Origin of the sequence: Agathobaculum massiliense, assembly GCF_900291975.1 — a bacterium.
Taxonomy (GTDB): Bacteria; Bacillota; Clostridia; order Oscillospirales; family Butyricicoccaceae; genus Agathobaculum; species Agathobaculum ammoniilyticum.
On record NZ_OMPN01000001.1, the window covers coordinates 1,145,015 to 1,170,219 of the forward strand.

The 25,205-nt window shown below is 56.2% G+C and carries 26 protein-coding genes; 6 read left to right on the forward strand and 20 right to left on the reverse strand.

Features of this window, described 5'->3' with window-relative positions; translation table 11 throughout:
- Positions 1-12: 12 nt before the first annotated feature.
- The 6 genes from fabZ to DBQ51_RS06010 all read right to left on the reverse strand — a co-directional run bounded on the left by fabZ (position 13) and on the right by DBQ51_RS06010 (position 4,977).
- Complete coding sequence (gene fabZ / locus DBQ51_RS05985; RefSeq protein WP_054326691.1) at positions 13-438, reverse strand: 3-hydroxyacyl-ACP dehydratase FabZ; 426 nt, start codon at positions 436-438, stop codon at positions 13-15.
- A gap of 73 nt (positions 439-511) precedes the next feature.
- On the reverse strand, positions 512-970 hold the full coding sequence (gene accB, locus DBQ51_RS05990; RefSeq protein WP_054326690.1) for an acetyl-CoA carboxylase biotin carboxyl carrier protein: 459 nt from the start codon (positions 968-970) through the stop codon (positions 512-514).
- 3 nt (positions 971-973) lie between these two features.
- Positions 974-2,206 carry a beta-ketoacyl-ACP synthase II gene (fabF, locus tag DBQ51_RS05995; protein ID WP_199855185.1) on the reverse strand — a complete coding sequence of 411 codons (1,233 nt, stop codon included), beginning with the start codon at positions 2,204-2,206 and terminating at the stop codon, positions 974-976.
- A 75-nt stretch (positions 2,207-2,281) separates the two neighbouring features.
- Positions 2,282-3,010 carry a 3-oxoacyl-[acyl-carrier-protein] reductase gene (gene fabG, locus DBQ51_RS06000; protein WP_107631022.1) on the reverse strand — a complete coding sequence of 243 codons (729 nt, stop codon included), beginning with the start codon at positions 3,008-3,010 and terminating at the stop codon, positions 2,282-2,284.
- Positions 3,011-3,023: 13 nt separating this feature from the next.
- A complete protein-coding gene (gene fabK, locus DBQ51_RS06005; protein WP_054326687.1) occupies positions 3,024-3,971 on the reverse strand; it encodes an enoyl-[acyl-carrier-protein] reductase FabK in 948 nt (315 codons plus the stop codon).
- 16 nt (positions 3,972-3,987) lie between these two features.
- A complete protein-coding gene (locus tag DBQ51_RS06010) occupies positions 3,988-4,977 on the reverse strand; it encodes a beta-ketoacyl-ACP synthase III (RefSeq protein ID WP_242977843.1) in 990 nt (329 codons plus the stop codon).
- 145 nt (positions 4,978-5,122) lie between these two features.
- Between DBQ51_RS06010 and fabD the strand changes: the two genes are divergently transcribed.
- Positions 5,123-6,040: an ACP S-malonyltransferase gene (fabD, locus tag DBQ51_RS06015; protein WP_159068083.1), complete on the forward strand. Its 918-nt coding sequence runs from the start codon at positions 5,123-5,125 to the stop codon at positions 6,038-6,040.
- An 89-nt stretch (positions 6,041-6,129) separates the two neighbouring features.
- On the opposite strand, the gene DBQ51_RS06020 is transcribed toward fabD, so the two are convergent.
- From DBQ51_RS06020 to DBQ51_RS06045, 6 genes are all read right to left on the reverse strand, one after another.
- Positions 6,130-6,978 carry a MetQ/NlpA family ABC transporter substrate-binding protein gene (locus DBQ51_RS06020; RefSeq protein ID WP_107631023.1) on the reverse strand — a complete coding sequence of 283 codons (849 nt, stop codon included), beginning with the start codon at positions 6,976-6,978 and terminating at the stop codon, positions 6,130-6,132.
- A 92-nt stretch (positions 6,979-7,070) separates the two neighbouring features.
- Entirely contained in the window at positions 7,071-7,724 is a 654-nt protein-coding gene (locus DBQ51_RS06025; protein WP_054326684.1) for a methionine ABC transporter permease, read from the reverse strand.
- On the reverse strand, positions 7,711-8,730 hold the full coding sequence (locus tag DBQ51_RS06030) for a methionine ABC transporter ATP-binding protein (RefSeq protein WP_054326683.1): 1,020 nt from the start codon (positions 8,728-8,730) through the stop codon (positions 7,711-7,713). The genes DBQ51_RS06025 and DBQ51_RS06030 overlap by 14 nt, the downstream gene beginning before the upstream one ends.
- Positions 8,731-9,127: 397 nt before the next feature.
- A complete protein-coding gene (ald, locus tag DBQ51_RS06035) occupies positions 9,128-10,246 on the reverse strand; it encodes an alanine dehydrogenase (protein ID WP_107631024.1) in 1,119 nt (372 codons plus the stop codon).
- 37 nt (positions 10,247-10,283) lie between these two features.
- The gene (locus DBQ51_RS06040; RefSeq protein ID WP_107631025.1) at positions 10,284-11,075 is read right to left on the reverse strand and encodes an HAD family hydrolase; all 792 of its coding nucleotides are present in this window, start codon (positions 11,073-11,075) and stop codon (positions 10,284-10,286) included.
- Between the two features lie 6 nt (positions 11,076-11,081).
- Positions 11,082-11,579, reverse strand: a complete 498-nt coding sequence (locus tag DBQ51_RS06045; protein ID WP_107631026.1) for a PTS sugar transporter subunit IIA — start codon at positions 11,577-11,579, stop codon at positions 11,082-11,084.
- A gap of 336 nt (positions 11,580-11,915) precedes the next feature.
- Between DBQ51_RS06045 and DBQ51_RS06050 the strand changes: the two genes are divergently transcribed.
- From DBQ51_RS06050 to DBQ51_RS06065, 4 genes are all read left to right on the forward strand, one after another.
- Positions 11,916-12,728: a DeoR/GlpR family DNA-binding transcription regulator gene (locus tag DBQ51_RS06050; RefSeq protein ID WP_107631027.1), complete on the forward strand. Its 813-nt coding sequence runs from the start codon at positions 11,916-11,918 to the stop codon at positions 12,726-12,728.
- Positions 12,729-12,806: 78 nt separating this feature from the next.
- On the forward strand, positions 12,807-13,109 hold the full coding sequence (locus tag DBQ51_RS06055) for a PTS sugar transporter subunit IIB (protein WP_107631028.1): 303 nt from the start codon (positions 12,807-12,809) through the stop codon (positions 13,107-13,109).
- Positions 13,110-13,121: 12 nt separating this feature from the next.
- A complete protein-coding gene (locus DBQ51_RS06060; protein ID WP_107631029.1) occupies positions 13,122-14,414 on the forward strand; it encodes a PTS galactitol transporter subunit IIC in 1,293 nt (430 codons plus the stop codon).
- A gap of 14 nt (positions 14,415-14,428) precedes the next feature.
- Positions 14,429-15,763 carry an aspartate aminotransferase family protein gene (locus DBQ51_RS06065; RefSeq protein ID WP_107631030.1) on the forward strand — a complete coding sequence of 445 codons (1,335 nt, stop codon included), beginning with the start codon at positions 14,429-14,431 and terminating at the stop codon, positions 15,761-15,763.
- 450 nt (positions 15,764-16,213) lie between these two features.
- On the opposite strand, the gene nrdR is transcribed toward DBQ51_RS06065, so the two are convergent.
- From nrdR to purB, 5 genes are all read right to left on the reverse strand, one after another.
- Positions 16,214-16,669 carry a transcriptional regulator NrdR gene (gene nrdR, locus DBQ51_RS06070; protein ID WP_054326682.1) on the reverse strand — a complete coding sequence of 152 codons (456 nt, stop codon included), beginning with the start codon at positions 16,667-16,669 and terminating at the stop codon, positions 16,214-16,216.
- 99 nt (positions 16,670-16,768) lie between these two features.
- Positions 16,769-17,560 (reverse strand): sugar phosphate isomerase/epimerase family protein, encoded by a 792-nt coding sequence (locus DBQ51_RS06075; protein WP_054326681.1) that lies wholly within the window; start codon positions 17,558-17,560, stop codon positions 16,769-16,771.
- Positions 17,561-17,651: 91 nt separating this feature from the next.
- Entirely contained in the window at positions 17,652-18,566 is a 915-nt protein-coding gene (gene secF / locus DBQ51_RS06080; protein WP_054326680.1) for a protein translocase subunit SecF, read from the reverse strand.
- Between the two features lie 18 nt (positions 18,567-18,584).
- Positions 18,585-19,874: a protein translocase subunit SecD gene (gene secD, locus DBQ51_RS06085; protein ID WP_054326679.1), complete on the reverse strand. Its 1,290-nt coding sequence runs from the start codon at positions 19,872-19,874 to the stop codon at positions 18,585-18,587.
- Positions 19,875-19,966: 92 nt separating this feature from the next.
- Positions 19,967-21,397 carry an adenylosuccinate lyase gene (gene purB, locus DBQ51_RS06090; protein WP_107631031.1) on the reverse strand — a complete coding sequence of 477 codons (1,431 nt, stop codon included), beginning with the start codon at positions 21,395-21,397 and terminating at the stop codon, positions 19,967-19,969.
- Positions 21,398-21,646: 249 nt separating this feature from the next.
- Between purB and DBQ51_RS06095 the strand changes: the two genes are divergently transcribed.
- A complete protein-coding gene (locus tag DBQ51_RS06095; RefSeq protein WP_054326677.1) occupies positions 21,647-22,279 on the forward strand; it encodes a GNAT family N-acetyltransferase in 633 nt (210 codons plus the stop codon).
- Between the two features lie 38 nt (positions 22,280-22,317).
- Here the strand turns inward: DBQ51_RS06095 and DBQ51_RS06100 are convergent, their stop codons facing one another.
- The 3 genes from DBQ51_RS06100 to rsgA all read right to left on the reverse strand — a co-directional run bounded on the left by DBQ51_RS06100 (position 22,318) and on the right by rsgA (position 25,200).
- A complete protein-coding gene (locus tag DBQ51_RS06100; RefSeq protein WP_107632141.1) occupies positions 22,318-23,511 on the reverse strand; it encodes a pyridoxal phosphate-dependent aminotransferase in 1,194 nt (397 codons plus the stop codon).
- Between the two features lie 160 nt (positions 23,512-23,671).
- Positions 23,672-24,331 carry a thiamine diphosphokinase gene (locus tag DBQ51_RS06105; protein WP_054326676.1) on the reverse strand — a complete coding sequence of 220 codons (660 nt, stop codon included), beginning with the start codon at positions 24,329-24,331 and terminating at the stop codon, positions 23,672-23,674.
- Positions 24,301-25,200 carry a ribosome small subunit-dependent GTPase A gene (gene rsgA, locus DBQ51_RS06110; RefSeq protein WP_242977844.1) on the reverse strand — a complete coding sequence of 300 codons (900 nt, stop codon included), beginning with the start codon at positions 25,198-25,200 and terminating at the stop codon, positions 24,301-24,303. The genes DBQ51_RS06105 and rsgA overlap by 31 nt, the downstream gene beginning before the upstream one ends.
- Positions 25,201-25,205: the final 5 nt, after the last annotated feature.

Consider the following 25,205-nt stretch of genomic DNA (forward strand, 5'->3'; position numbering starts at 1 on the left):
GTTTCCCCTGCCTTAGTCCATGATGACCATGCACTTGATTTCCGCCTCGGCGGCTTTCTGATCGCCGACCCAAGCTACGCCCTCGGCGACCGCCATCGGACCGCGGCGCTTGACAAACCTCACCTCCAGCCGGAGCGTATCGCCCGGCTTGGCCATGGCGCGGAATTTCGCCTTATCAATACCGGTATACACCGCGGTCTTCCCCTTGAATTCCGGAATGGACAGCAGCGCCACGCCGCCGACCTGCGCCAGCGCCTCCAGCCGGAACACGGCGGGCATGATCGGGTTGCCCGGGAAGTGGCCCTGGAAGAAAAACTCGTCGCCCGTCAGGTGCAGCGTGCCTACCGCGTGCTCCTCGTCCATTTCGAGGATCTCGTCCACCAGCAGCATGGGCGGGCGGTGCGGAAGGATCTCCATGATCTGTTCTTTGTTCAGCATATTATAATCCCTCTCCTGTGAAAACGCAAGCCCTTTCCCGCCGCGCCCTGCGGCGAACCGGCTGCCGTTTCCCTTATTCGATCACAACGATGATCTGGTTATACTCGACCATATCGCCCGGCTGCGCCAGAATGCGCACGACCGTTCCGTCGCACGGGGACTTGATCTCGTTCATGGTCTTCATCGCTTCCACGATGAATAGCGTGTCGCCCTCCTTGACCTTCTGGCCGACCAGCACGAACGGCGGCGCGTCCGGGGACGGGGAGGAATAGAACGTTCCCACCAGCGGGCTCCTAACCGGCGTACCCTCGGGCAGGTCCTCGGCCGCGGCAGGCGCCTCGTCCTCCGACGCGGCAGCGGGGGCAGCCGCCGGTGCTACCGCCGCCGCGGGAGCCGCCACAACCGGCGCGGGAGGAGCGGATTTGATCTTCAGCTTCATGTCGTCCAGTTCGATCTCTACCTCGCCCAGGCCCTTGGCCTTGAGCGCATCCATCAGCTCGATGGCAACGTCTTTCAGTTCCTTGATATCCATATCTTACACCTTCTTAATCAGGATGCAGGCGTTATGGCCGCCAAAGCCCAACGAATTGGAAATCGCCACGTTCACGGGCATTTCAACCGCCCTGTTCGGGGTGATATCCAGATCGCAGTCCGGATCCGCCTCCTGATAGCCGATGGTTGGCGGCACCACACCGTCGCGGATCGCCATGACGCACGCAATCGCCTCAACCGCGGCCGCGCCGCCCAGCAGGTGGCCGGTCATCGACTTGGTGGACGACACCTTGACCTTGTACGCCTCGTCCCCAAACGCCTTTTTGATGGCGATGGTTTCATACTTTTCATTCAGCGGGGTGGACGTGCCGTGCGCGTTGATATAGTCCACATCCGCAGGAGTCAGGCCCGCGTCCGTGATCGCGCCTAGGATGGCGCGCGAAGCGGCCTCTCCGTCCGGAGAGGGGCTGGTGATATGGTAGGCGTCTCCGGTCGCGCCGTAGCCCGCAATCTCCGCGAGGATCGTCGCGCCGCGCGCTTGGGCATGCGTCAGGCTCTCAAGCACCAGGCAGCCCGCGCCCTCGCCCATCACAAAGCCCGACCGGCGGGCGTCGAACGGAATGGAGGCGCATGCCGGCTCATCGCCCATATGCACGGCTTTCATGTTCTGGAAGCCTGCCATCGAGATCGGGATAATACCGTTCTCGGTGCCGCCGCAGACCACGACGTCCTGATAGCCATGCCGGATAGCGCGCATAGCCTCGCCGATCGCATGGTTGCCCGTCGCACAGGCGGAAACCGGACAGAAATTCTCGCCCTTGAAGCCGAACCGCATGGAGATATACGCCGCCGCCATGTTGGCGATCATCTCCGGAATACACAGCGGGGACACGCGCCCCGGCCCCTTTTCGTTCAGCTTGGGGATCTCCTGCTCAGCGATCTGCAGACCGCCCACGCCCGAGCCATAAATCACGCCCGCGCGGTAGGGATCGAAGCTCCCTTCCCTGAGGCCCGCCTGGTCGACCGCCTGTTGCGCCGCCGCCAGCGCAAAGTGGCAGTTGACGTCCATCCGGCGCGCCTCGCGCTTATCTACATACTGCGTCACGTCGAAATCCTTGACCTCAGCGGCCAGCTTTACCTTAAATTCCGATACATCGAACTTGGTGATCGGACCTACACCGCACTTACCGGCCTTGAGCGACTCCCAAAACGTCTGGACGTCGTTGCCGACCGGCGTGACCGCGCCCATACCAGTGATAACTACCCGTTCCATCAAAGCATCTCCTTCTTCCTCGTTTTCCCGGGACGTGCCGCCTGCGCGTGTCCCGCCCTTCTGCTTCCGTGCGGCAGGTCAAAGCATGCCGCCGTCCGCAACGATGACCTGTCCGGTGATATACGAGGCCGCGTCCGACGCAAGGAACGAAACGATATCCGCGATCTCCTCCGGACGGCCGCAGCGCTTCATGGCGATCTGCGCCAGCATGCCTTTCTTCACATCCTCCGGCAGCACGTCGGTCATATCGCTTTCGATAAAGCCCGGCGCCACCGCGTTGACGCGCACGCCGCGCGCCCCCAGCTCCTTGGCCGCGGATTTGGTCAGGCCGATCACGCCCGCCTTAGAAGCCGCGTAATTCGCCTGCCCCGCATTGCCCGAAATACCGACCACGCTCGACAGGCTGACAATGCTGCCCGCCTTGGCGCGCAGCATCATCGCGCCGACGATCTGGGTCATGTTGAAAGTCCCCTTCAGGTTGGTCGAAACGACCGCGTCAAACTGGTCGGGCTTCATGCGGACGAGCAGCCCGTCGCGCGTGATGCCCGCGTTATTGACCAGCACCGCTGGCACGCCCAGCTCCTCCTTGATCTGCTTGACCGCCGCCTCGCACGCCGCGTAATCCGCGACATCCCACTGCTTTACGACCGCCTTGACGCCGTGCGCGCGGCACTTCTCCGCGACGCCCTCCGCCTTCTCCACCGAGGAGGCACAGTTGATCACAACATCATAGCCGTCCTTTGCCAGCTTTTCCGAAATAGCCGCGCCGATGCCGCGCGAGCCGCCAGTTACAATTGCAACACCCATGTTCCCGCTCTCCTTATTCAAAACGCTGATATGCGGTGCGGAGCAGCTGCTCCGCTCCCTCAGTCATGCCGCGCAGGATATCCGCGCACGGGCGCAGCTCGGTGAGCATACCCGCGATCTGGCCGGACATAAACGTGCCTTCCTCATAGTTCCCATCCTGCACCGCCTTGCGCAGAGAACCCGCGGTCGCAGCCTCCAGCTCCTCCAGCGACTGCTCGGTGCCGATCTTCTCCAGTTCCAGGCACTTGCGCGCCATCGGCGTTTTGAGCGAGCGCACCGGATGGCCGGACGGACGTCCGGTAACAACCGTGGAGATATCGCTCGCCTTGAGCACAAGCTCCTTGTACTTATCCGAAATATAGCACTCGTCGGACGCGAGGAACACCGTGCCGCACTGCACGCCCTCCGCGCCCAGCAGGAGCGCCGCGGCCATGCCGCGGCCGTCCGCGATACCGCCCGCCGCGATAACCGGCACATCCACCGCGTCCACTACCTGCGGCACAAGCGGCATGGTCGTCAGCTCGCCGATGTGGCCGCCGCCCTCCATGCCTTCCGCGATAACCGCGTCCGCGCCCGCGCGCGCCATGCGCTTGGCCAGCGCGACCGACGCGACGACCGGCATCACCTTGATGCCCGCGCTCTTCCAGCCTTCCATATATTTGCCCGGATTGCCCGCGCCCGTGGTCAGCACCTCGATCTTCTCGTCGATGGCGAGCTGGGCGAGGTCGTCCGCGTTCGGGGAGAGCAGCATGATATTCATGCCCAGCGGCTTATCCGTAATCGCGCGCGCCTTATGGATCTCATCGCGGATATAATCCACCGGCGCCGCGCCGCCCGCGATGATGCCCAGGCCGCCCGCCTTGGACACCGCCGCCGCGAGGTGGTGCTCCGCGATCCACGCCATCGCGCCCTGCACAATCGGATATTCAATACCGAGAAGTTCTGTGATCTTGGTCTTCATTTGATTCGCTCCCCTTTTACAGTTTGAGTACAAACGCGCCGTAGGTCAGCCCACCGCCGAAGCCGGTGCAGACGATGGTCTGGCCCGCTTTGAGCAGGCCCTTGCGGCGCATCTCGTCCAGGCAGATCGGCACACTGGCCGAAGAGGTGTTGCCGAAGCGGTCCATGTTCACATAGACCTTTTCTTTCGGCAGATGGTAGCGCTTGGCGATCACGTCCAGGATGCGCAGGTTGGCCTGATGCGGCACCACCCAGTCGATCTCCTCGGCCGAAACGCCCGCGCGCTGCAGCGCGGTATCGATTGCCAGCGGAACCGCGCGCGCGGTGAACCGCACGACCGCCGCGCCCTGCATTTTCAGGAAGCGCGCCTTAGGGTCGACTGTCCGCTCGGGCGCGAACGGGTCTTCGACCGGCAGCGCCTCCATGTACAGGTACTCCGCGCCCGAGCCGTCCGCCGCGATAAACGTGGACTGGATGCCCACGGCGGCGTCCTCGGTCGCGCGGTAGACCGCTGCGGCCGCCCCGTCGCCAAACAGGATGCAGGTGGAGCGGTCGGTGTAATCCGTGATGCGGTGCAGCGTTTCCGCCGAAACGACGAGTACGGTCTTCGCCTTGCCCGACCGGATGTAGCTGTCCGCGATGTCGGTCGCGGAGATGAAGCCCGCGCAGGCGTTGTTGATATCCATCGCGCCAACCTGGCGAGCGCCCAGCTTGTCCTGCAGGACGCTCGCGGTGTTGGGCGTGTTGGTATCCGGCGTGCAAGTGCTGACCAGGAGCAGGTCAAGCTCCTCCGCCGTGATTCCCGCGTCCGCCAGCGCGTTCTGCGCTGCGCCGAGCGCCAACTCCCATGTGCGGGTGTTCCTGGCGATGCGGCGCTCGCGCACGCCGGTGCGCTTGACGATCCACTCGTCGCTGGTGTCGACCATCTGCTCGAGCATCGCATTGGTCAGGGCAAACTCCGGAATGCACGATCCCGTGCCGATCAGTTGAGTGTTGATGATAGCCACGCTCCCTAAAATCAAATCGCTCTCCCAAAAACCGTGGAAAAGCGACAATAGTTTGATTGACAAAGTAATCCTTGACTATTATAATAAAAGGACACGAAAATGTCAACCTTTTCCGAGGTCTGGCATCGGTATTTGGAGGAACGAAATGGAATACGGTTTTGCATTTTTCCCCGGCCAGGGCGCGCAGGTCCCGGGCATGGGCAGGGACCTGTACGAAAATTCGCAGGCCGCACGGCTGGTTTTTGAAGAGGCCAGCGACGGGGCGGGCCTGGACGTTGCAAAGCTCTGCTTTGACAGCGATAAGGAGGCGCTTTCCCGCACGGAAAACAGCCAGATCGCGATTTTTACGCACTCGATGGCCGCGCTCGCGGCGCTGCAGGAGGCCGGCGTATCTTTCAAGGCCGCGGCGGGCTTCTCGTTGGGCGAATACACGGCGCTCGCGGCAGCCGGCGTGGTGTCGCTCACGGACGGCGTCAGGATCGTGTCCATGCGGGGCAAACTGATGCAGCAGGCGGCGGACTCGATCGACGGCGGCATGGCCGCCATCCTCGGGCTGGACGACGCGGCGATCGAGCAGGCCTGCGCCCAGGTGACAGGCGGCCTGGTGCGTCCGGTCAACTACAACTGCCCCGGCCAGCTCGTCATCGCGGGCGAGCGCAAGGCGCTGGACGAGGCGGTTGAGAACTGCAAGGCGGCCGGCGCGCGGCGCGCGCTCCCGCTCGCGGTTTCCGGCGCGTTCCACACGCCGCTGATGGCCAAGGCGGCGGCCGAGCTGCGCGCTTATGTGTCGGACTTTACTTTCTCCGCGCCCAGAATGGATATCTACTCCAACCTGGACGGCAACGTACTCGACTGCGCCGACCTGCCCGCGCATCTGGAGCAACACATGATCTCTCCCGTGCGCTGGACGCAGCTCGTCCGCAACGGCATGGCGGCGGGCCTTACCACCGCGTGCGAGATCGGCCCGGGCAAAACGCTCACCGGCTTCGCGGGCAAGATCAGCAAGGAGCTGGCGTGCAAGCCCGTGCAGGACATGGCGGGCGTACAGGCCGCAGCAGAATGAGAATCAAAAAAAGAACCGCTTTCCAGCGGTTCTTTTTTTGATCCATCCTCCAAACGGGGCGGCTTTGCCTCCCTGTCTGATGGCCTGTTTTAGTAAGTCGCCACCACGGCGCCCTTATAGGTTTCCTCGATGAACTGCTTGACCGTATCGCTCTGCAGCGCCTCGGCCAGCGCCTGAATTTTTTCGCTGTCCTCGTCGCCGCTGCGGCAGGCGATCACGTTGACGTATACCTGCGCATACTCCGGATTTTCCGTGATGAGCGAGTCCTCCTTGGCGTTCAGGTCGGCCTGCAGGGCATAGTTGCCGTTGATGACCGCAAGGTCAACGTCCTGCAGCGAACGCGGGAGCTGCTCCGCGGCGATCTCCTGGATATCCAGGTTCTTCGGGTTTTCCACGATGTCCAGCTTGGTCGCGTCCGAGGTCGGGTCGATCCCGTCCTTAAGCTTAATCAGACCCGCGTCCTGCAGAAGCAGCAGCGCGCGCGTCTCGTTGGAGCCATCGTTCGGCACGGCGATGGTAGCGCCGTCCGCCACTTCGTCCAGCGTCGCGGTCTTGCCCGGGTAAATGCCGAACGGCTCATAGTGCATCTCGATCGCGGGGACCAGGTCGCCGTTGTTCTCCTTATTGAAGTTGTTCAGGTACGGGATGTGCTGGAAATAGTTCGCGTCCAGTTCGCCCTCAACCAGCGCAGTGTTCGGGGTCACATAGTCGGTGAACTCCACCACTTCGAGCGTGTAGCCCGCCTCGGCCAGCACGTCCTTTGCCGCCTTCAGGATCTCCGCATGGGGCGTGGGCGACGCGCCGACCGTAATGGTCTTTGCCGCGTCATCCGATGCGCCGCCGTTATCCGCGTCCTGGTCCTGGCTGTTCCCGCCGCAGGCTGCAAGCGCTGTCAGGCACAGCGCGCCCGCAAGCAAAGCTGCGATTTTCTTTTTCATAATCAGTTCTCTCCTTTTCTCATTGGTGGGACGGCGCGCGGCCGCAGCGCCGCCCCCATATCATTAATTTAATGATAACAAAACAAATTGCTTTACCGGTTGCGCTTATCCAGCCGGCGCGCCAGCCAAAGGCCAGCCTCCTGGAAGATCTGCACGACCACGACAATGATGATCACCGCAACCAGCATAATATCGAACTGATAGCGGTTATAGCCATAGGTGACTGCCACTGCGCCCAGGCCGCCGCCGCCGATAAAGCCGGCCATCGCGGAATAGCCCAGGATAGTGACGACCGAGATCGCGCCGCCGACCATGAGCGAGGGCTTGGCCTCCGGCACAAGCACCTTCCACACGATCTGCCACGGGCTTGCCCCCATAGACTGCGCGGCCTCGATCACGCCAAACGGCACCTCCTTGATGGAGGATTCTACCATGCGCGCCACATAGGGGGCGGCCGCCATGGTCAGCGGCACGATCATCGCGGTCGTGCCAATCGAGGAGCCTGTGATCGCGCGCGTCATCGGCGTAATCATAACGCCCAGGATCAGGAACGGCACCGAGCGCAGAATATTGACAACCACGCCCAGCACGGTGTTGAGTACCGGAATCGGGCGGATGCCGCCCTTATCGCTCACCACCAGCAGCAGGCCGACCGGCAGCCCGATCGCATAGGACACCACGGTGGATACCGCGACCATGTACAAGGTTTCCCACAGGGCCTGCGCCCAGAAATCAGGTGAAAGCATGCGCGTCGCCCTCCTCTACATGCACGTTCTGCGTTTCCAGATAGGCCAGCGCCCGCTTTGCCGCGCGTTCATCCTCCGGCAACTGCAGGATCATCTGGCCATATGCCTTCCCGTCGATATCCTTGGTGTCCGCAAACATGATATTGACCGGCGCCTTGCATTCCAGCACCATGTTGGATACCACCGGCTCAAACGACGAGTTTCCATCAAACACGATGCGGCAGTAATGCCTGCCCGTGGCCAGGCGCTCCCGCCTGCCATCCGGATAGATCAACTGCTTGGCCATCGCGGACTGCGGGCGGGTGAACACCCGATCGACCGTGCCGACCTCTGCGATGCGGCTGGAATCGATGATCGCCACGCGCTGACAGATCTCCTCGATGACCGCCATCTCATGCGTGATGACCACAATCGTGATGCCGAGCGTCTGATTGATCTCCTTAAGCAGCGCGAGGATGGAGCGCGTCGTCGTCGGGTCCAGCGCGCTGGTCGCCTCGTCGCAGAGCAGGATCTTAGGGTTGGTCGCCAAGGCTCGCGCGATGGCCACGCGCTGCTGCTGGCCGCCGGAAAGCTGGGATGGGTAATTACCCGCGCGGTCGCTCAGGCCGACGATATCGAGCAGTTCGCGCGCCCGCTTTTCCGCCTCCGCCTTACCCGTCCCCGCGATTTCCAACGGGAAGCAGATATTTTGCAGCGCGGTGCGCTGTTGCAGCAGGTTGAACTGCTGGAAGATCATGCCCATGGAGCGGCGCGCCTGCAGCAGCTCCTTTTTGGAAAGCGCCCCCAGCTCCTGCCCGTCCACCGTGACCGTACCCTCGGTCGGCTTTTCCAGAAAATTGATGCACCGCACCAGCGTGGATTTGCCCGCGCCGGACAGGCCGATGATGCCAAATATCTCGCCGCGTCTGATGTCCAGGCTGACACCGTCAAGCGCCACAACCGTACCCGCGCGCCCGCGGAACGTCTTGTTCAGGTTTTGGATTCGCACAATAACATCCTGTTCCAAACCTTATTCCCCCTTGTTTCAAAATAAAAGCGGAAAGCAGTCCTGCTTTCCGCTCGCTTTCCATCTGAACCGCATCGCGCCGCATGACAAATACGGCCCGCTTGCAGCATAACAGCCCTGTTACGGCTGTATTGCAGAAAAACGAGCAAAACCGCACATCATGCACATGGACATTCGCAGTGCCAGCATTACGGTCTCCTCCTTTTCCTACAATTTCTATAGTATATTGCTTGGTTATTAGTGTACCGCTCTTTGCGGGATTTGTCAAGGATTTTTTGTAATCCTCCTACTGAAATCGATCCTAACGTCCCATATTTTTGAACTGATTTTCATTGTATGAATTCATTATGATATTATCACATAATATTTAATCTGATTTTAGCATATTGCCCCCATATCACAAGCCTAATATTTCATATAGCTTCTTATATTGCATGCCATGTGCTTCTGCTACGCCTTTGCAGGTAACTTTCCCATCATAGCAGTTAATTCCCGACGCAATACATGAATTCTGTTTTGCTGTCTGCTCCAATCCGTTATTTGCAATCGTTAGCCCGATTTGTATCGTTGCATTTGTCAGCGCTTCTGTTGCAGTATATGCAACCGCCCCCGGCATATTGGAAACACAATAATGTACGATGCCGGAATCAATAAATACCGGCTCCTGATGCGTTGTGACATGTGATGTCTCAAAACATCCGCCCTGATCAATCGCAACATCTACAATGACCGCTCCCTGCTGCATGATAGCCAAATCGTCGCGTGTTACCAGGCAAGGCGCTTTTCTTCCCGGCGACAGCACGGCACCGACTACAAGATCTGCTTTTTTCAGGCTTGTCGCAATGTTGTCTTGCGTACTATACAATGTTTGTATCCTGCTGCCATATTGCTGGTCCAAAGCAGTCAATCTGTTAACGTTAATATCCAGTATTGTTACATCAGCCCCCATACCTACGGCGATTTTACAAGCATTGGAACCAACCGTACCTGCCCCCAGAATAACAACCTTTGCTTTGTATACACCCGGAACACCGGAGAGCAGCACCCCTCTTCCTCCAAATGTTTTCTCCAGGTATTTAGCGCCTTCCTGCACCGACATCCGTCCGGCAATTTCGCTCATCGGTGTCAGGCACGGAAGGCCTCCATTTTTATCCGTAATCGTCTCATACGCTACTGCACGGATATGTTTTGCTACTAGCGCCTCCGTCAGAGGCCTATCGGCTGCAAGATGCAAGTAGGTATACAAAATCTGTCCTTCCCGCATCAGCGGATATTCGCTCGCAATCGGCTCCTTTACTTTTACGATCATTTCCGATGCTTTCCATATCCGCTCTGCATCCTCTGCACATTGTGCGCCTGCAGATATATAATCATCATCGCTGAAGCCCACTCCCAGCCCCGCACCTTTTTCGACCATTACCGTGTGCCCGGCAGCCGTATATGCCCGCACATTTGCAGGAGTCATACCAACGCGATATTCATTATTTTTACGCTCTTTGACCAATCCGATTTTCATAATGTGTCCTCCTGAACCATGCTCTTATCTGTTAGCATCATCCAATATGAAACCATTTTTTTATTGCGCCTACTACAGCGTTTTCATTATTCGAGCCAATCTGGTATTTACACATAGCGGCCAACGCAGGGTGCGAATTCTTCATGGCGAACGTATGGGTACACGCCTTCATTAGGCCTATATCATTCAGATAGTCTCCAAACGCCATACTTTCACCGGCAGTAATGCCGTATCGCTGTTGCAGTTCCTGCAAGCCCGTACCTTTATCGACACCAAGTCGGTGTATATCAACCCACATGTTTTCAGACAGATAAATTTCTATACACTCTTTAAATGCAGACAGCGCAGGGAGAACATGTTTTTTTGCCTCAGGATGATATACGGAACACTGTACCACCTTATCTGTTTTCAGAATCTGCTCAAAGCAGTCAACCTGCTGCAAATCGCAAAAGTACTTTTTCGCAAACTGCAGAAAATCCTGATCGCGGCTCTCTGTATATACACCATCCACACATGTAACAACCATATGCGAACCTGCAATATGCCGCGCTGTACCGATTGGTTCATATAGTAAATTCGGATCAATTTCATATATGGAGACAAGTTGTCCCCTATCATATATTAGCGATCCGTTCACACATATAAATGCTATTATGTCAGATATTTCCGGAAAAAAAGAGAGCAAGTTCTTATATTGTCTGCCGGAGGCGACAACAAAACGCACATCCATGCGCTGTAGCACTTTGATAACAGGCACAATGTCTTCAGGCAGTTCTTTTCGATTGTTTAAGAGCGTGCCATCCATATCCGCTGCAATCAGACGAACCATAAATATTCACTTCCCGCTCTTTTGGATCAGTGAGGCAAAACGAGTCGCGGCCTCCTCACAGGTATCTGCTTGCAGAATGCTTTGGACAGCTCCCTCGGTCTGAAATACTTCCATCAGATTCTGCAGTACATCAATCTGTTTATTGGGATCCTTTATTGCCAACATCACCAACAGATGTACCGCTCCCTTTCGATCCGGTTCGCCCATTAGTTGAAAATCGACAGGATTCCGCAGTATGCCCAAAGCAATTGCAGATTCTTTTACATGCACCGCCTCTGCGTGTGGGATTGCAACGCAGATATCTTTGAGCTGAAGACCGGTAGGGAAACTCTGCTCACGCTTCCATACTGCGTCCGGATAGCTTTTCTCCACACATCCTGCATTGATCAGCAGTTGTGCCGTTTGAAAAATTGCGCACTCACTGTTATCGGAAATAATATTGATATCAATTAGCTGTGAACCGAATGTGATTGTTCCTAATAACTTATCTTTGTTTTTTTCCATGGAATCCCTTCTTTCTTTTATCCGAGCAGTAATGGGTCATAGATTGATCTTTATTATAACACTTTACATTCAAAAGTAAATAATTTAAAAACACAAATACAAACCAAAATTCAAAAAACAAAAATGTCAAAAATGCACAATTTCATTTTTTGTTTTGTTTTTTTAAAATAAATTCTTATTTTTATCCTAAATTCTCGCATATTATTCCTATTTTTATTATTTATAGTGTTTTTTGTTTTCTTTGTTTTTGTTGACATAAATGCAAACCAGAAGTATAATATAAAAAAACAAAAGATCAATACAGAAAATAAAGGCATAGAAAACGGAGGCATTTTTATGGCAAACGATCGGGAATCATATATTCTGAAGAAAATACAAACCGAAAAACGAGTAAAGGTTACCGAGCTAGCCGAAGCGCTTCAGGTGACGCCAGAAACAATCAGAAAAGACTTAACCGAAATGGAAGAGCGCCGTTTGTTAAAGCGTGTTCATGGAGGCGCTGTTATCCCCTCCTACTTCAAGTCCTCTGAGCCGGCATATGACGACAGAAGCGAGATGCAGGTTGCTGCTAAAAAGCGTATTGCCGAAGAAGTTGCCAACGATATATTACCCGGCGAGACGCTCTTGATAGATAACGGATCAACCATATACGAACTCGCCAAAGCAATCAGCAATATACCTCAGCTCACCATCATCACTCCGTCGTTAAAGATTGCAATGGTCTTTTTAAAAAACCCCTCTGCAAAAGTCTTCCTTCTGGGCGGATGGCTTCGCTTCACCGAACCCTCAACATTTGGCGATGTTACCATTAATCAGTTAAAGGGGTTTCATGTAAATAAAACTATTTTATCCGTCGCAGGACTTTCTGCAGAATATGGTCTGACCGAATATCTTGAAGAGGATGCTGCCATCAAGAGGCAAGCTCTACAGTGCGGCGAGAAAAAAATAGTGCTGGTAGACCACACTAAGCTGGATGTAACCGCCCTGCTCACAGTTGCCGCTATTGAGCAGGTCGATCAAATTTATGTAGACGGATATGACGCAGATCCCCGTATCTGCTCCATTCGCGAAAAAGGCATAGAGGTTATATGCATTCCCCATGCACAAGGGATGCAAAATAACGCCGTATCAGACAACCCGCAAGAATAAGACTTTTTCTGAAGCAAGGAGGGATGCGATCAAGTAATAATATCGCCAAAAAATGCAAAAAAAGGAGGTAAAAATGTTATGAAGCCAACCATTCTCGTCTGCTGTGCAAGCTCTGTGGCAACCTCGACTATTGTCGCTGGAAAAGTTCGGGAAATCCTTGACGATCAAGGCTTTGACGTTGAGGTTATTCAAAGTTCCTTCGCAGAAATGAATTCTAAAATCGAAATGCGGCATCCCTGCCTTATCATGGTTACCGGTGCAGTTTCAACGCCAGAGGACATTCCAGCACTTGTGGCGACGCCGTTTTTGACAGGGATCGGCAAAGAAGCGATTATTGAAAAGATGTGTGAAATCGTTGGACAGGCAGTGGCTGGAAAGTGAGGAGGGAACCAAATGAGTCAATTATTAGAACTGATCAAATCTCTTTTTCAGGTATTGCTTGATTTTGATTCTTTTGTTTTGGTTCCGCTCTTCCTGCTGATCATGGCGCTGGTCATGGGGGCAAAATTCAGCAAAGCTCTGCGCGCCGCACTGACGGTAGGCGTCGGCTTTGTTGGTGTGTCCACACTGACCAATCTGTTTTTCACAGTTCTTGCGCCAGTGGCAGAATCGATGGTTGAACGTTGGGATCTTTCACTAAATGTTATTGATGTTGGATGGGGTCCCTTCATGAGTGCAATCTGGGCCCTCCCGATTTCTCTGCTCATGCTTCCGCTGTTTGTAATCCTCAACATCATTCTTCTCCTAGTCAAATATACCGATACTTTGGATATTGATTTGTGGAATTATGCACTTTGCTTTTATGCCGGCATGTTCACTTATGTCGCAACTGATCATAATATGTTTTTGGCCATTCTTGCCTTTTCGGTCTGTGTCTGCATTATTTTGAAGCTCGCTGACCTCATCGCTCCGCGAACGGAAGATTTTTTTGGTCTTCCAGGCATTTCCTTCCCCCAACTTGTTTCGATATCATTCATGCCGATCGGATGGGTTCTTGCAAAAGGAATGGACAAAGTTCCCGTTTTGAAAAATTTGGATGGTGATTCGGAATCGCTTCGAAAAAGATTCGGCATTTTGGGCGAACCAATTTTTATGGGATTTGTGATAGGTCTTGTCATTTCCCTGCTGGCGGGACAAAATCTTGGCGGATCGCTTGGCGTCGGCATGACAATGGCCGGTGTAATGGTCTTGCTTCCTCGAATGGTATCTGTGTTGGTGGAAGGCTTGAGTCCACTGAGCGAAGTGATCCGTACCCGTTTCGAAAAATGGATGCCTGGCCGTAAGATCCGCATTGGCCTGGATACCGCTGTTATCATCGGCAACCCCGCTACACTGGCTGCGAGCATTATGCTTGTCCCCGTCTCGCTCATATTGGCCGCCGTACTTCCTTACAACCGCGTTATCCCATTTGCCGATTTGGCCAGTATTGCATTTGCCATCTGCCTAATTACGCCATTTGTCAAAGGTAATGTTATCAAATTATTTATTATCGGCGTATTTCTGATCGCATTTGTTATGCTTCCGATTTCTACTTTGGTTTCACCGGAAATCACCGCAGTCGTTCAAGAGGCCAATATGTTTAGTCTGCCGGATGGCTTTGGCACAGCAAGCATGGTTACTTCGTTTGTGGATGGATCCAACCCGATTAGCTTTATTGTTTATAAAATATTCTCACTTTTCGGCTAAATGGAGGTTAAAGTATGAAACAGATTCCCAACAGTTTCGATGTCGCGACCGAACAACAGTTAAAAGAACATATGATGTTCGGTGGTCCATGGAGAGGTCCGCTGATCATACGTGGTCAAGGTGTCTACTGTTACGATCGTGATGGCAAGGAATATCTTGATTTTGAATCACAGGCATGGTCGCTTGCATTGGGCTTTGGCAATCAGGAAATTATGGAAGCTGCATTTGAGCAAGCCAAATTCCTATACCACATGAAGGGTGGACTGAACACTTTTCCCAGGCTGAAACTTGTCGATAAAATTCTTAGCATGGTGCCGGATTGCTTCGATCGTGTTTCATTTGAACCAAGCGGTTCAATTGCAAACGAGGCGGCAATGAAAATCTCCATGATCAACCGTCCAGAAGCCCGGTATTTCATCAGTCTGTATCACGCCTTCCACGGAAATACACTTGCCACCTCCGCTGGCGGATGGCATGCAACAAAAGCACCCAGACATTACGGCGGCGGCATTAAGTACATTGGGTTCATGCAGAATTTCGTTCGGGCACAGAATCCTTATTGTTACCGCTGTCCATATGGCAAGGAGTGCGGGAAATGCAACTACCTATGCGCAGAGGAACTCCGCAATACAATTTTGTATGGTGTTTCCGGACCTGTCGCTGCCGTGATTCTCGAACCAGTACAGGGCAGCGGCGGACAGATCCCCTGTCCCCCCGGCTATATGAAACGTGTGCGGGAGATCTGTGATGAAACAGGAACACTTCTTATTTTCGACGAAATGCAAACCGGTTTCGGACGTTGTGGCACTATGTTTGCCATGGATTATTTAGGCGTCACACCGGATATTTTCACAATTGGCAAAGCAATGGGCAACGGTTTCCCGATCGCCGGCACAGTCATTCAGAAGAGTCTAAAAGGTTTTCAGGATGGCACAGATGATAATTTCACATTCTGCAACAACCCCATGGCGCAGGCTGCATCACTCAAAACAATTGAGATTATGCAACGAGACCATGTGCCGGAAAACGCTAAAAAAATGGGGGATTTCCTAACGCATGGCCTAAAAGAGATTCAAAAGCGATATCCGGTTATGGGTGATGTCCGTGGTCCCGGTCTGCATATCGGGATTGAAATGGTTCGTGATCCTGAAACCAAGGAACCCGATGTACAACTGGCAGCCTCCATCTATGAGAACGCACTGCACAACGGTGTTATTATGGGGTTGGGCGGCTCTTCGCCACATGTGATCAAAGTGAAACCGCCTCTAATCATTAATGAGCAGCAATGCAGCGCATTTTTGGAGCGTTTTGAGAAGTCCTTGCAACAAGCCCTTCAAGATCGAAGATAATGATAAAATAATATAAAGGATGCGTATTGGAAATGAAAAATGCAGCAAAAAAACACAGGTTGCTGTATGAATTACAGGGTGTGTGGCAATACCTGCTTCATTTCAATCCAGCAATCCTGTGTTAGTTTTAGTATAGCATGCTCCCCTCCCACTTTCAAGCATGATAGAGCAGAAACAGTTCAGTGGGGCTGCTGCAAAGTAGTCTGTTGAAAAAAACGCACAAAAAATCGGCACCCAAAGAAGCAAAAAACGCTTCCACGGGTGCCATTTTTCTGAGATTATTTTGTGCAAAGCATTATAGCAGCGAAACATACTGAACCCAAGCGAAATATTTCTCCGTTATCATTCATTTCCCAATAAAAAGGACCCCAAGCACGTTTTCGTACCTTGGATCCTGATTGACTGTTTTGGTGAGACGTTGAAGGTATTTTTGCGGGGAAAGCCTCATATTTATTTATCTTTAATCAAAGTATTAAGCTCTTCCATGAACGTATTGATATCTTTGAACTGGCGGTAAACCGAGGCAAAGCGCACATAGGCCACCTCGTCCACCTTGCGGAGCTGCTCCATGACCAATTCTCCGATGACCTTGCTGGATACCTCACTCTCGAGCGAGCCGAACACCTTCTGCTCCACATTATCCACGATCTGCTCGAGCTGCATGAGCGAAACCGGCCGCTTTTCGCAGGCCTTCATCAGCCCGTTCAACAGCTTCTGGCGGTCGTAGGCCTGTCGGGTACCGTCCCGCTTGACCAGCATGAGCGGCATGCGCTCGACCGTTTCGTAGGTGGTAAAACGCTTGAGGCATTTGAGACATTCGCGCCGACGGCGGATACTCGTCCCCTCGTCGGTCGGCCGCGAATCGACTACCTTGCTGTCCTCATAGCCGCAAAACGGACATTTCATCGGGCTTCACCCTCGCAATCCTATAAAATGTGAATCATTTGTGGTTATTATACCACCCCTTGTATAAAAAAGTCAACCATAGCGGGCGCATTTACCCCGTCAAACCGTCAAAAAGCGGGAAAGCACGCTCACGGCGCGCGCCAGATCGTCCGGTCCCGTGAAATTCGAGCGGTATACCTCGATCAACGCATGCCCGCTGTAGCCGGCTGCGCGCAGGCGTGAGAAAAAGTCCGCGTAATCCATCGTTCCCGCCCCGGGCAGCAGGCAGCTCTGCTCGGCTGAGAAATCGTTAATATGGATGTTTACCAGCCGTTCCCCCACTGCATCGATGAATTCCCTCGGGTGACGGCCGGCGCGGTGCGCCTGCTTGATGTCGAGCGTGTACCGCAGCGCGGGAACGTCGCGGTACAGGGCGCTCAGGAATGCGGGGTCGCGCGAACGGCACCACGCCACATTCTCCTGCGCGAGCGTCACGCCGCAGGAGGCTGCGAGCCCGCACAGCCGGCGGTATACCTCGCACTTGCGCGCCCAGCGTGCCGGATCGTCCGCATGCCCCATATCGCGCTCCCCGTGGAAGGTGAAAAAGCGCGCGCCCAGCGCCGCCGCGCATTCCAGATAGCGCTGGTACTGCATCAGCCCGTCCTCTGTGCGGCGCTGGTAATCGGAGAACAGGAGCAGCCCCTCCATCAGCGAGGTGTAGGGGTGGACAGACACGATATCCAGCCCCAGTTGACGCGCCTGCGCGCCCAACTGCTCATAAAAGCGCGGCGAGAACTCGCTCTCCGTATTAAAGAAAACCTCAACCGCATGCACGCCCAGTCCGGCCAGGATGGGCAGTATCTCCTCGACCGGCTGCGGATAGAAGCACGCAGTCGAAATGCCCAGACGCATGGGGGTCCCTCCTTTTCCAAAAAAACCGGACGGGGATACACGCCGCACCCCCGTCCGTTGTTTCGCGCAGTACGCGCTTCTTTCCCTTTATTCAGATACGTTTCTTGCGGAAATGCTTGCGGTAGAACGACCAGAAGCTTGCCGACAGCATGATCGACGACCAGGCGCCCGCAACGATGCCCACGATCAGCGGCAGCGTAAACTGCTTGAGAGACGGCACGCCCAGAACAAAGATCATGCCGACTGTGAACAGCGTGGTAAGGGTCGTGTTGATAGTACGTCCCATGGTCTGCCAGACGCTGCGCTCCGCGACCTCCTCAAACGGCTCCTTGCGCGCCACACGCAGGTTCTCACGGATGCGGTCGAATACGATGATGGACGCGTTGATCGAATAGCCGAGTATGGTCAGCGCCGCAGCGATAAAGCCGGTGTCCAGCGGGATCTGGAACCATACATAGACCGACAGCATGATCAACAGGTCGTGGATCAGGCAGGTGACCGCCGCCAGGCCGCTGGTGAGTTCAAATCGGATGGTGATATAGATCAGCATCAGCACGATCGCCACTACCGCGCACAGGAACGCCGCGCGCTGTAGGTCGCTGCCGACCGAAGGGGAAACGTCGTTATTGTTGTATAGATCTTTGCCATCTTTGTCCAGGCTGTAGGTTTCGACCATCTTGTCGATGACAGCCGCGCGCTTTTCCGAATCGATCGAGGTAGAGCGGATCAGCACGTTTTCGTTGCTGTCGCCCGACGAGGTGACCGAGGACGGGTCGACGCCCGTTACCTCCTGAAACAACTCGCGCACCTCAGTCTGGACCGTCTGGTCCACCGTCTTGTGCAGGTTGAACTCCATCTCCGTGCCGCCGGCAAAGTCGATGCTCAGGTTAAAGAAGTTCTGGCCGAACGGCAGCGCAATCAGAGCCACCAAGCCGGTCGCGCACAGCAGGATGGAGATAATGCCAAAAATCTTGAAATTCTTCAGAATGGGAAACTTGGGTTTCATTATTTATCTCCTCCTTTCTTAAACGCCGTAAGCCTTGGGGCTGCGAACATGGAAATCCACCATGCGGTTGAGCAGGAAATGGGTCACCGTCAGGGCTGTAAACATGGAAATGATAACGCCGAGACCCAGCGTGGTCGCAAAGCCGACGATTGTGCCGGTACCCATCCAGAACAGCACCGCGGCCGCAATCAGCGTGGTGATGTTGGAGTCCAGGATCGCGGTGAACGCGCGCTTAAAGCCGGAGTCGATAGCACTCTTGACGGTCTTGCCCGCGCGCAGCTCTTCCTTGATGCGTTCAAAGATAATGACGTTCGCATCGACCGCCATGCCGATCGACAGGATGATGCCCGCGATACCCGGCAGGGACAGGTTGACACGGATCAGGCCGAACACGACCGCTTCAATGACAATATAGAAGCCGAGCGCCAGACAGGCGACCAGGCCCGGGATGCGGTAAACGATCAGCATGAACAGGCAGACCAGCACAATGCCGATCGCGCCCGCGAGCAGCGAGGTCTGCAGGGCGTTCGCGCCGAGCTGCGGGCCAACCGAGCGAAGCTCAACCTGCTTGAGGCTGAACGGCATCTGGCCGACGTTGATCAGGTCCGCCAGCTCCTTGGCGCTTTCCGCCGTGAAGTTGCCTCCCGAGATCACGCAGGTACTCTGCGTCAGCTGGTTCTCCACCATCGGTGTGGAAATCGCCTGATCGTCCATGACGATGGCAAGGAAGTTCATACCGTCCGTATTTTTCCGCGCCGCGATCGAAGCGGTCGCCTCGGAGAATTTCTGCGTTCCCTCGTCGGTGAACTCGATCTGGACGTAATGCTCGTCCGTCAGTTCCGCGCCGGTCGGCTGGCCGTACATGGCGGTCGCACGCTTGATATCTGTGCCGGTCAGCCACTCCTTGCCGTCCGCGTCCATAAACACGAGCTGCGCGGTCGAGCCCAACGTCTGCACGGCTTCTTCAGGATTGGTGATCTGCGGGATCTCGACCGAGATGCGGTTGTCGCCCGAAAGCGCGACAGTCGCCTCGGTGAAGCCCTTGTTGGTCAGGCGCTGACGGATCATGGACTGCGCCGTTTCCATATCGCTGGACAGGTTGCCCGTATCGTAGCCCTCCGGCAGCTCCGCCTCATATACGATGCGCGAACCGCCCACCAGATCGAGGCCGAGCCGGATGCCGTGCTCGGTATCATTCACCGCAGGGATGATCGTGCGCCCTGCAACGGTAAAGCCCATTACCGCGCAAAGACCGAGCAAAACGATCACGAGCATGACTGCGATGAAAGAAATCACACTCTTTTTCAATGTTTTACAGCCTCCTTTGTTTTCTTACACAACTGATTTAGTATACTGCGAAACCGCAGAAAAGTCAATATTGCCGTGTCTGGCCACCGCGCTTACAGGTTGATCTCCACCGTGACGTCCCCGCCGTCCAGATAGGGCGCGATAGCCGGCCGGACGCACTCGCTGAGGAACTCGTCCACCTGGGACGGGCAGCGGCCGATATACGCGGACGGGTCCAGGTGCTCCATAATCTGCTCGCGCGTCATGCCGAACATCGGGTCCGCGGCGATGCGGTCGATCAGGTCGTTGTCCAGCCCTTCCTCCTTGATGCGCTTGCCCGCAGCCATGGAATGCTCGCGGATGCGCTCGTGCAGCTCCTGCCGGTTGCCGCCGCGCTTGACCGCGCCCATCATGATGTTTTCGGTCGCCATAAAGGGCAGCTCGTTCATCACGCGCTGGTGGATGACCTTGGGATATACCACCAGGCCGGACACCACGTTAATCATAATGTTCAGAATCGCGTCCACCGCAAGGAACGCCTCCGGCACGGAGATGCGCTTGTTCGCCGAATCGTCGAGCGTGCGCTCGAACCACTGGGTAGCAGAGGTAAAGGCGGGGTTCAGGCTGTCCGTGATGACATAGCGCGCCAGCGCGCAGATTCGCTCGCTCCTCATCGGATTGCGCTTGTACGGCATCGCGGACGAGCCGATCTGGTGCGCCTCGAACGGCTCCTCAATCTCCTTGAGGTGCTGCAGCAAACGCAGGTCGGTGGCAAACTTGGACGCCGACTGCGCGATGCCGGACAGGGTAGCCAGCGTCTGCGCGTCGATCTTGCGCGAGTAGGTCTGTCCGGAAACCGGCACCACACCCGCGAAGCCGAAGTCCGCCGCGATGCGCGCTTCCAGCTCCTTGACCTTTCCCTCGTCCCCGTCGAACAGCTCCATAAAGGACGCCTGCGTGCCGGTCGTACCCTTGCTGCCCAGCATGCGCAGGTTTTCAATGCGGTACTCAACCTCGGCCAGATCCATCAGCAGCTCGTTCATCCACAGGGTCGCGCGCTTGCCGACCGTGGTGAGCTGCGCGGGCTGAAAGTGGGTGAAGCCCAGCGTGGGCTGCGCCTTGTGCGCGTCCGCGAAGCGCGCCAGCTTGTCCAGCACCACGGCCAGCTTTTTGCGCACGAGCAGCAGGCCCGCGCGGATCTGGATGATATCCGTGTTATCGCCCACATAGGCGCTCGTCGCGCCGAGGTGGATGATGCCCGCCGCCTTGGGCGCAGCCTTGCCGAACGTATAGACGTGCGCCATCACGTCGTGGCGGACCTCTTTCTCACGCGCCTTGGCCGTATCATAATCGATATCGGTCAAATGCGCCTCCATTTCGTCCACCTGCTCTTGGGTGATGGGCAGGCCGAGCGCCATCTCCGCCTTGGCCAGCGACACCCACAGGCGGCGCCAGGTAGAAAACTTCATATCCGAGGAAAAGGTATACAGCATCTCCTCCGAAGCGTAGCGCGAAGAAAGCGGGCTTTCGTACACGTTGTTCATGTCAGTCGTCCTTTCCGATCTATCTTCATTTTTTGTGGAAACACAAAAGAACGGACTGAAACAGTCCGCTCTTAGTTTATCACCCCATCCCGCGCATTTCAAGCAAAACCGCCTTGTTTTGCGCACACATTGTAACAATAAACAAAGAAATCCCCCGTGCGTGCCATTGATTTGACAGCGCCGCGGCACGGCTTGACGGACCACGGCCTGCATGCTATCATCAAGTCAGCCACAAACCGGAGGTGCAACATGAGAAAAGCCCGTCAGGACGAGCTTCCAGCGCTGGCCGCGCTGATGTTCGACCAGTTTTATGAAAAGGAAGAGCTGCGGCAGCAGTTTTCCGGCGTGGATATGGAAACCGCCCGCCAGGTCGGTCCGACCATACTCAGCCTCGGACAGGACTATTTCTTCGAACACGGCGATGTTTTCGTCTGCGAGACTGCGGACGGTGCGCTCACCGGCGCGCTGGTCGGCACCGACCCGTGCAGGCGCGCCCCGCTCGGTCCGCTCGCGCAGATCATTTATCTGCTGCGGCGCGGCCGCGCGCTGCGCGGCATCCCCAAGCGCCTGCTCGCACAGCTCACACGCAACAGCCGACCCGTTATGGCCGTACACAGCATGAACTGGTACCGGCGCTATTGCAACCGGCCGTACTACATCGCGCAGTTCGCTGTCGCCAAGGCGCACCGTGGCACAGGTGTCGCCCGCGAGCTGATGGACGGCGCGCTCGCCCGCGCAGCGGCGCTGGGCTGCCAGACAGTCGCGCTCGAAACCTTTTCACGGGAGAATGTGCCGATTTACCTGCATTTCGGCTTCCAGCTCAAGCAGGTTCACACCTGCGGCGCGTTCACGGAATACCGCCTGCTCAAGCCGCTCGAATAATGCAAAAGGGAGGACATCCGTCCTCCCTTTTCCTGTCATTATGCGTTTTGGATGAACTGTTCCAGCCGGTCCAGCCCCTTGTCGATCTCGGCCAGCGAAGTCGCGTAGCTCCAGCGGACAAAGCCAGGCGCCGCGAACGCCGTACACGGCACGGTCGCCACCAGCCCTTTTTCCAGGAACAGATGCGCGAAATCCTCCGCGCTCCCAATCGTTTTCCCGTACATGGACTTGCCGATGAAGCTTTTCATGTTCATCATCACATAGAACGCGCCCTGCGGCTTGATGCAGGAAACACCCGCGATGCGGTTCATACGCCCGACCAGATGATCCCGACGCTTCTCAAACGCGCGTTTCATGGCCTGCATATCCTCCTGCGGGCCGCGCAGCGCCACGATCGCCGCGTGCTGGGAGATCGTGGAGGGCGCCGAGGTGGAATGGCTTAGGTAATTGCCCATCACACGGGCCAGCTCCGGATTGGAGGCCGTGTAGCCAATGCGCCAGCCGGTCATGGCATAGCTCTTGGACACGCCGTTAACCAGTATGGTCCGCTCCTTGACATCCTCGCCCAGCGAAGCAAAGGATACGAACTCGATATCGTCATAGACCAGGTTGCAGTAAATCTCGTCCGCGATCACATAGACGTTGCGGCGGCAGCATACCTCGGCGATCGCCTCCAGCTCTGCGCGCGTATAGACCATGCCGGTCGGGTTGCAGGGCGAATTGAGCATAAACACCTTGGTCCGGTCGGTGATCGCCGCGTCGAGCTGCGCCGCCGTGATCTTGAAATCCTCGGCCTCGCCCGCGGCGACAATCACAGGCACCGCGCCCGCCTGCTTGACCATCTCAGAATAGCTGACCCAGTAGGGCGCCGCGATCACGACCTCGTCGCCCGGGTCGCACAGCGTCATCAGCGCCACATAGACCGAATGCTTCGCGCCGGACGCGACCACGATCTGGCTGGGCGCGTATTCCAGCCCAAAGTCCGCCTTCAGGCGGTAGCTCGCCGCTTCGCGGAGCTGCATCAGTCCTGCGGCCGGCGTATATTTGGTAAAGTTGTTTTCGATCGCATCGATGCCCGCCTGCTTGATATGCTCGGGCGTCGGGAAATCCGGCTCGCCCGCGCCGAAGCCGACGACGTCCTTCCCCTCTGCTTTCATCTGCTTGAACAGCGAATCAATCGCAAGCGTGGTGGACGCCTGCACGCCGGCGGCGATTTTGGAAATCGGCTTCAATGCCACGATACAGCACTCTCCCTTACAAGTCTGTTCCCGTTTCTCTCTACAATCCTTATTATATGCTTCCTTTTTTCATTTTGCAAGTATGCTATCAAAAAATTGCAAAAACGAAAGGGATAAAAAAACCGCCCCTAGCGGCGGTTTTGGTGTGAATTTTTCACAAAACGCGCGTCCAGTCGCGCGAAAAGATCACAAGCGAGCGCCCCTCTCGAATGGTTACCGAAAAGCTGTCCGCGATTGCTTCGTTGGATATCGTGACCATTCCCGCCCTCGTGACGACCGCGTCGCGCAGCGGATACTTGGCGTTTTCGATACTTACGCCGGTCAAAACCGCGTCGAGCGGCACCAGCGAAAAATAGGCGTACTCCGGCGGCATTTTGAATTTTTGACAGCCGCCCTCATGCAAAACGATTTGATTCTGCCGGTCCAGCACTGTCAGGCGCCCACCCATCGCATACGCCTCCTCCAGCAGGGATAGGTTGGCGAGCATATGGTCGATGCGCCCGCCAGTCGCGCAGACCAGCGTCGCCTCGGTGCAGCCGCGGCGGAACACCTCGCGCAGACAGCCCTGCGTGTCCGTATCGTCTTTTTCCGGACGCAGGCGCACAACCTCGGCCCCCTCGACCTCCGGCATGGAGTCGCAGTCCGAAATCATGAAGTCCGGATGCAGGCCGAGCGCGCGGGCATGACGCAGGCCGCCGTCCGCGCAGGCGATCAGCGCGTCCGGATGCTCCTTCAGGAACGCGCGGATATAGCCGTATTCGGTTTCCGGCGCGGCCGCGAAAATCAGCGCGTGCCGCCTTTCAAAAGCTCCCATTCTTTCAGATCCTTTACACCCTCATAGAGTTTGACATAGCTCTCATGCCGGCTCTCCGCGATCTCCCCCGCCTGGACCGCCGCGCACACCGCGCAGCCCTTTTCCTTTACATGCGCGCAGCCGGTAAACCTGCACTGGCCCAAATAGGGCACGAACTCGGGAAACGCGTACTGCAGATCCTCGGCCAGCACCAGATCCATCTGTCCAGTCTCGAACGAGGAAAAGCCGGGCGTGTCCGCGATATAGCCACCACCCTCCACAGGGTGCAGCTCGACATGGCGGGTCGTATGCCGCCCCCTGCCGATACGGTCGGAGATTGCACCCACCTCTGCGCCAAAGCCGCTGTCCAGCCGGTTGAGCACGCTGGACTTGCCCACGCCGGAGTTGCCGGCGAACGCCGCTACCCTGCCGCGGATGCGGTCCTTCAGGCGGTCGATGCCCTCTCCGGTCAGCGCGCTGACGCGCAACGTTTCGATCCCGCTTTTTTCGTAAATGCGGAACAAATCGTCCCCCGGGTCCTCGTCCGTTTTGTTGATGACGACCAGCGCACCGATCCCCTTATGGACCGCGATCGCCGTTACCTTATCGATCAAAAACGGGTCGGTCACCGGCGGGGCCGCGGAGGCGACCACCGCCAGCAGGTCCAGGTTTGCGACCGCTGGACGCACTAGGCTGTTTTTGCGCGGATGGATATCGGTCAGGTAGCCCGTACCATCCTCCGGCTGGATTTCCAGCATAACCCGATCGCCAATGATCGGCTTGCCGACCGTCTTGCGGAAACGGCCGCGCGCCTTGCACTCGATCAGCCCTTCGGCCGTATCCACATAATAGAAACCGCCGATGCCCTTGAGAATGATCCCTTCGATCAAAAAAT

Coding starts and splice junctions, on each gene's coding strand:
- fabZ (WP_054326691.1), bottom strand. CDS start 438: ATGCTGAACAAAGAACAGATCATGGAGATCCTTCCGCACCGCCCGCCC.
- accB (WP_054326690.1), bottom strand. CDS start 970: ATGGATATCAAGGAACTGAAAGACGTTGCCATCGAGCTGATGGATGCG.
- fabG (WP_107631022.1), bottom strand. CDS start 3,010: ATGGGTGTTGCAATTGTAACTGGCGGCTCGCGCGGCATCGGCGCGGCT.
- fabK (WP_054326687.1), bottom strand. CDS start 3,971: ATGAAGACCAAGATCACAGAACTTCTCGGTATTGAATATCCGATTGTG.
- fabD (WP_159068083.1), top strand. CDS start 5,123: ATGGAATACGGTTTTGCATTTTTCCCCGGCCAGGGCGCGCAGGTCCCG.
- DBQ51_RS06020 (WP_107631023.1), bottom strand. CDS start 6,978: ATGAAAAAGAAAATCGCAGCTTTGCTTGCGGGCGCGCTGTGCCTGACA.
- DBQ51_RS06025 (WP_054326684.1), bottom strand. CDS start 7,724: ATGCTTTCACCTGATTTCTGGGCGCAGGCCCTGTGGGAAACCTTGTAC.
- ald (WP_107631024.1), bottom strand. CDS start 10,246: ATGAAAATCGGATTGGTCAAAGAGCGTAAAAATAATGAATATCGCGTT.
- DBQ51_RS06040 (WP_107631025.1), bottom strand. CDS start 11,075: ATGGTTCGTCTGATTGCAGCGGATATGGATGGCACGCTCTTAAACAAT.
- DBQ51_RS06045 (WP_107631026.1), bottom strand. CDS start 11,579: ATGGAAAAAAACAAAGATAAGTTATTAGGAACAATCACATTCGGTTCA.
- DBQ51_RS06050 (WP_107631027.1), top strand. CDS start 11,916: ATGGCAAACGATCGGGAATCATATATTCTGAAGAAAATACAAACCGAA.
- DBQ51_RS06055 (WP_107631028.1), top strand. CDS start 12,807: ATGAAGCCAACCATTCTCGTCTGCTGTGCAAGCTCTGTGGCAACCTCG.
- DBQ51_RS06060 (WP_107631029.1), top strand. CDS start 13,122: ATGAGTCAATTATTAGAACTGATCAAATCTCTTTTTCAGGTATTGCTT.
- DBQ51_RS06065 (WP_107631030.1), top strand. CDS start 14,429: ATGAAACAGATTCCCAACAGTTTCGATGTCGCGACCGAACAACAGTTA.
- nrdR (WP_054326682.1), bottom strand. CDS start 16,669: ATGAAATGTCCGTTTTGCGGCTATGAGGACAGCAAGGTAGTCGATTCG.
- DBQ51_RS06075 (WP_054326681.1), bottom strand. CDS start 17,560: ATGCGTCTGGGCATTTCGACTGCGTGCTTCTATCCGCAGCCGGTCGAG.
- secF (WP_054326680.1), bottom strand. CDS start 18,566: ATGAAACCCAAGTTTCCCATTCTGAAGAATTTCAAGATTTTTGGCATT.
- purB (WP_107631031.1), bottom strand. CDS start 21,397: ATGAACAACGTGTACGAAAGCCCGCTTTCTTCGCGCTACGCTTCGGAG.
- DBQ51_RS06095 (WP_054326677.1), top strand. CDS start 21,647: ATGAGAAAAGCCCGTCAGGACGAGCTTCCAGCGCTGGCCGCGCTGATG.
- DBQ51_RS06105 (WP_054326676.1), bottom strand. CDS start 24,331: ATGGGAGCTTTTGAAAGGCGGCACGCGCTGATTTTCGCGGCCGCGCCG.